At 35.2% G+C, this 5,859-nt stretch carries 4 protein-coding genes; 3 read left to right on the top strand and 1 reads right to left on the bottom strand.

Annotation, left to right across the window (positions count from 1 at the left end; all coding sequences use genetic code 11):
- Nucleotides 1-27: 27 nt before the first annotated feature.
- A complete protein-coding gene (locus EA412_04245) occupies nucleotides 28-2,853 on the bottom strand; it encodes a T9SS C-terminal target domain-containing protein (protein TVR80852.1) in 2,826 nt (941 codons plus the stop codon).
- A 296-nt stretch (nucleotides 2,854-3,149) separates the two neighbouring features.
- On the opposite strand from EA412_04245, the gene EA412_04240 reads away from it, so the two are divergent.
- The 3 genes from EA412_04240 to EA412_04230 all read left to right on the top strand — a co-directional run bounded on the left by EA412_04240 (nucleotide 3,150) and on the right by EA412_04230 (nucleotide 5,803).
- Nucleotides 3,150-3,338 carry a hypothetical protein gene (locus EA412_04240; GenBank protein ID TVR80851.1) on the top strand — a complete coding sequence of 63 codons (189 nt, stop codon included), beginning with the start codon at nucleotides 3,150-3,152 and terminating at the stop codon, nucleotides 3,336-3,338.
- Nucleotides 3,339-3,596 carry a type II toxin-antitoxin system RelE/ParE family toxin gene (locus EA412_04235; GenBank protein ID TVR80850.1) on the top strand — a complete coding sequence of 86 codons (258 nt, stop codon included), beginning with the start codon at nucleotides 3,339-3,341 and terminating at the stop codon, nucleotides 3,594-3,596. It abuts the gene before it with no gap.
- A gap of 311 nt (nucleotides 3,597-3,907) precedes the next feature.
- Complete coding sequence (locus tag EA412_04230) at nucleotides 3,908-5,803, top strand: T9SS C-terminal target domain-containing protein (GenBank protein TVR80849.1); 1,896 nt, start codon at nucleotides 3,908-3,910, stop codon at nucleotides 5,801-5,803.
- The last annotated feature ends 56 nt before the right edge of the window (nucleotides 5,804-5,859 follow it).

The raw sequence follows: 5,859 nt of genomic DNA, 5'->3' as shown, positions 1-5,859 counted from the left end.
AATTTGACTATAAATCCATCAAAAGAGCTATTTAGCCGAGGAAATCAACAGCGTCTTAGTCTTTGACATTTTACAGTTATTTAGAATTACATAGTATACTCCAATGCTTAATGCTGAAATATCAATTTCATAATTTTCCTGAGTTAATTCAAATTGAAGCAACTCTCTGCCGGTTAAGTCGATGAGGGATACTTTAGCGGGCAATTCAATGTTTTTAGTTTCCAAATACACCTTATTGTCTGCCGGATTAGGGTAAAGCAGCATTTGAGCCTGAAATTCCGGGCTTTCTTCTACAGATGGATAAACTATCATTTCTTCCGGTATTTCCGGTAATGCACCTTCATGACTGCAATCATAAATCTGCTCATAATTAGCCAAAACGTATTCTACGGAAGGTTTTACCAGCGCATCATAATCTACACATTCAGATAAATTCTCACCATGATGAGTTGTGTACATAAATTTAAAAGTCCTGGAAGAATCTGCCGGCAGTGTAAATGGTCCTGTAGAACCAAAAACTTGCCTATTGCCTGCAGTGTTATTTTCACTACATTCAGACCAGGCCAGTGAATCAGCGGGGTTTCCATCATAAAGAAAAGGATAAGGCTGTGTGCCCCCAATACCGTCTCCTCCATAAGTGATGTCACTTCCGTCTTTCCAGTTACCTGAAATGTAATTATAAATATGTTCGCTATTTACCGGTATACCTGAAATTGGATTAAAGTTAGTGAGTTTAGCAACAAAGCTTTTCATAGAATCATTAAGAAATGATACTGTTTGTAGTGGTGGGTTTTCTCCAAATCCTAATGTTGGACAAGAATGGTCTATTTCGTTAGCGACATAAGAATAAAAAGTATTATTATCCGGGTCTGAACCAATAAAATTATTGGTAAAACAACCCATTTCAAAATCTACGAAATTACCTACATAAAAGTCAACATAGTTTCTGCCTGAATAATTTGTTACCTTATATTCTGCTAAAATTGAGTTATATAATTCAGGTTCGGTAGAATCCGAAAATGCATAAGCAGAAATTTGAATTTCCCCCATAAAAAAGTCATCATTTCCCTGAATGTGTTTTAAAAAATAATCATGATAAGAAAGCCATGCCATTTGGCAGCCCTTAATGGCAGGATATTCGCCCAGATGCGGCTCATAAATACCATTTCCGTTCAGATCAACAAAAGGAGCAGCATCTTTCCCAACATAAATCGAAACACCGTTTCTGCCTTTCGCATGAATGTTGCCTTTTCCGGGCCAATCAAAAATCGCCGGGTTGGGATTGTCAATCACTCCGTTGTCTAAAAAATCTTCAATATGACTTTTGACATCCTGATGAGAAACTACCCATACTTTTCTCCAGTGGTTCTCTATTTCAAAGTTCATGTGATTGGTGTCAACTATGCCGGCATACAATCCTCCTCTATTTTGCCCACGAAGATCGTATGTTGCGTAAAGTTGATCTGTAAGTTCATCTTTAGCACCTAATATAAATGATTGTGCCGTAAAAAATTTTGCCGAGTCGTTGACCGGGGAGGAGTAACCGCTGCCGGTAAAAGAACTAAATTGGATACCATTTGTGCAAAACCCGGCATGTACATTACCGGCATCCAAAAAATCACACCCGGGGTCTTCATTATGTGTTTCTATAGGTTGTTGACAAGTTTCATCAATTTCTATATACATTATAAAAGAAGTTTTATATGATGGAAAAGGGTGTCCTGACGTATATCCTGAAATGGCATAGAAGTTATTATTCATAAGCTTTATGTCTTTTGGAATATAATTTATACTTGGACTTCCAAGAGTCCCTGTATTTAATGTGTCAGGATAATACATGCTGTTAATCAATACAGCATCTTGATTATAGGTTAAAACAGCAACTTTTGAAGCTGAAGAAATGCCTGCCAGATCAGGATTTGGTGCAGATTTTACTGCAACAAAACCACCATTTTGAATGGGCTGTATAGCAGCAACATCTATTGTTTCTGACCAGATTAAGTTTCCGTTCAAATCCGTTCGTAAAATCTGTTCCCCGGCTTTTAGTAGAATTTCATTATTAGTGGTTAAATGTAAACTTACATTGCTTGAATTCCAGACTGACAGGCCCAAATTGCCATAGCTTTCCGTCCAAACTGCCTGTCCTGTTGAATCAATCTGCCTTAATTCGAATTCTCCATGGTTAGATGCAGCGAATATAAAATCACCATTGGCTAATTCTACGATATCATAAATTGCATGAAGCGGGTAATTATCAATCATCAATATATTTCCCTGTTCATCTAATCTTATTAACCAAGAGGATTCCGATGTATGATAACATGTAGGGGAAAACTCACACCCTCTGGCTGCTGCAATAATTGAGTTGTCATCTAATGTTTTTGTGAAAAAATAGTTCCAAAAATGATCGTTGCCCGGAAATGTAAATTCCCATTCAATTGGGTTTGGCGCATTTCCTATACCATATTTGCGTAAAGTAAATTCTTCTCTAATAGTATAATTAGTGGGAGATGCAAAGTGCGTATCAGTTGTTTCTACCAGATTTCCGATTGCAAATCCTCCGTCATGAGTAGGGCTAAAGCTTTTAGGTGGAATTTCCATGGGTGGAGATGAAAAAATGACATTCCCATTAAAATCAAGCTGATATATACGATTTCTATTATTAAATAAAGTACCGGTTACTAAGTGTATTCCATGATTATTCCCATATACTTCAATGTTGTTTACAATGATATATTTACCTACAGGAACGTCATACAAGTTCTTTTGCCAGCATGTTTGGGCAGATAAAATAGTAGTGCTGAACAACAGCAAAAAACTGATGATTAGGGGGTTTTTAAGAGCAGTTTTCATAGATTAATTTTTTAAAGTAAAAAATTAATCCCGGTTTCTAATACAATTATAAGCAATTATATTTAATTACTATGTTAAAATGTGAAAAAATAAAATAATTATTTTTTCTTGGGGTTTGATTGTTTTGAATATAAAGCAGATTGATATTGTATTATCCTTTGAAAAATTTCAAGATGTAAATTCTATTTTGCATTTAAACGTGTATTAACTGTAAAAGCAAATCATTAAAAAACAAGTAGCGTGTAAAGGAACTTTGTATAGCTAAAAGAAGTTACAAATAGTGTTAAATAACAATCATGAAAGGAATTCACTACTTAACGGATAGTAAAAATAAAAAAGTGGCCGTACAAATAGACCTGAAAAAATACGGAGAACTTTGGGAGGATTTTTATGATGTGATTGTAGCTGAATCAAGAAAAGATGAAGAAAAACTAAGTTGGAATAAACTTAAAAAGGATTTAAAGACTGAAGGTAAGATTTCCTGAATGTACGAAATTTCAATCACACGTTCTGCTGCAAAAGAACTGCGTTCAATACCAAAGCATGCTATTAAACGGATAGTGGACAATATAGATTTACTTGCTCAAAACCCACGTCCTGAAGGAAGTAAAAAGATTAAAGGAACTAAGCTAAATCTTTGGCGAATACGAATTGGCAATTACCAGGTAGTTTATGATATTCAAGATAAAATAAAAATTATAGAAATAATAAAAATAGGACATCGTAAAGAAATTTATGAATGAGAGTTCCTACTGTATAACATATATTAATTTCTAACAAACTTTCCGGTATCCAAAAATTTACACATAACCATCCCGCTACATTCAACAATGGAACAATGAAGCCATGAAGCCATGAAACAATAATATCTAAGTCCTACTTCTCCTCTTTCTCATGTTTCGCAATTGTAAGTGCCTAGTCGCACCTTGTTAATGGTATATTGTTTTTAAAAATACATTCAATTTTAATGCAGTTATTTAACAAAATTGTTATATCTTCATTCTGGTAGAAATAAAAAAAGCATTACTGATTCATAATTTTAAAACAGAGTGTCATGAAAAACTATATCATTATTTTACTTTGCGGGTTAATCCATTTTTCATCTTTGGCTGTTTCTCCTGAAACGCAAACCGTCTTATCAGAACATCTGAAAGAAATTAATGCTGAGTGGACTCAAAAAGGGTTTGAAGACAAATACAATAAAGAAATTACTTTCAAAAATGATATTGAAAGAATACAAAAGCATCTTGAATTGGTGGAACATCATTTAAGGGAAACAAATCATTCTTATAGCGATGCCGGCTTACAAAAAAGAAACGAACTGCTGGATGTGTTAAATGAATATCGTAAGGATGGAATTTTTCCGATAAATACGTTTCACAATGAGCGCATTCCATATTTTATTGACATTTATGGTACTGCCTGTGCCGTGGGTTATTTGATGATTGAATCCGGATATAAAACGCTGGCTGAAAAAATACAGGAAGAAGGGAATTACCGCTACATACGCGAAATTGATTATCCGGAAGTTGGTGAATGGGCAGAAAACCATGGATTTACATTAAGTGAGTTAGCCTGGATACAACCGTCATACGGACCATACACAATTCCTTTACCATTGGGTGAGGGCGTTGATGAGGAAGTAAAAAAAATGGCAATAACATATCATAACCCAATTCAGCTTTATATTGCCGGGTCTTTTAATCAGGCCGGAGATATTCCCTGTCAAACATTTGCTGTTTGGAATGGAGTGGAATATGAGTGTCCTATTCAAAATTTAGAAGGCGAAGTGAATGATATCAATTCAATGTATAATAGAATAATTTTGTCAGGAAAATTTATTTATGATAATGAAACGCACAACTTTATAGAGAGGAGTAACAGCGAATGGTCTTTTCATAATGTTTTACCGGAGTTAAATGCTACACTTACCGGTTTTGTAGCTAGTCAACCTTTTGATTATGTGTCCGGTTATTATACTGATAGTGAAAATAGTATGAATCATTTTATTGCAAAAAGAAAAATAAATCCACAGGGAAGTTGGGAAATAATCGCTGAAATGAATGGAAAAGTAAATAGCATTGAATCAGTTCAGGGACAGGGAATATACTTTGCCGGTGAGTTCACAGAAGTCAATGAAGAAGAAATGAATTATGTAGGACATTATCAGTATATTTCATTTGGCATAGATTCGGGGACACTTCAAGCTGTGGGTGATGGATTAGACAGTCCGGTGAGGGTACTAAAAAATTTGAATGGTATATTCCATGCGGCGGGTACTATAATTGATGAGTTTGGCGAAAGAAAATTCGGATTAGCCAGATTTCATAACAATCAGTGGCAACAATTAATTGGTGAATCAAACTTTTGGATAGAAAGTCCTGATGCTGATTTGCCAATGTATATTAATGATATAGTTTTTCGTGAAAATCAAATTTTTCTGGCCGGAAAATTTAGTTTTTTTATGAATGTTATGGAAGAGCCCGGAGTAAACTTAGGTGTTTTAAGCCCATTGTCAGGAATTGTTCAGGGATACGGAACCTTAAATGATGAAGTAAATTCAATTGTTTTCCATACGGGAAACAGTGAGTTTTTGGTGGGAGGAAAGTTTACAAGCAGCAGTCTTGTAGAGTTTGAAGGGCAGGTAGAGCTCAATCACCTTGCACAACTCAGTCGTACTACCGGTATATCTTCCATAGAAACATCAAATTTTAAGGTATTTCCAAACCCGGCAACAGACAGAATAACCATAGAGCTTGATAGAACTTATCAGGACATTCGACTTACGGCTTTTGCTATGGATGGAAGAGCAGTAGAGACGGATTTTTCGGTAATATCAAATCAAATCTTTGTCAACAGAGCCCATTTACCCGACGGACTTTATATGCTAAAAGTCTTTTCCGGTAACAATCTGTTGGGATCCGGACGGGTTGTTTTTTCCGGAGAATAGCTTTTTTTGTTTATCAAAAAGTTTTAATTAACCCTGTTCTACTCTGTCCTTTCGCA

The sequence above is a fragment of the Chitinophagaceae bacterium genome (genome assembly GCA_007695095.1).
Taxonomy (GTDB): domain Bacteria; phylum Bacteroidota; class Bacteroidia; order Chitinophagales; family REEL01; genus REEL01.
Note: the sequence above shows the minus strand (reverse complement) of the source record. Positions and strands in the feature narration are given on the sequence as shown.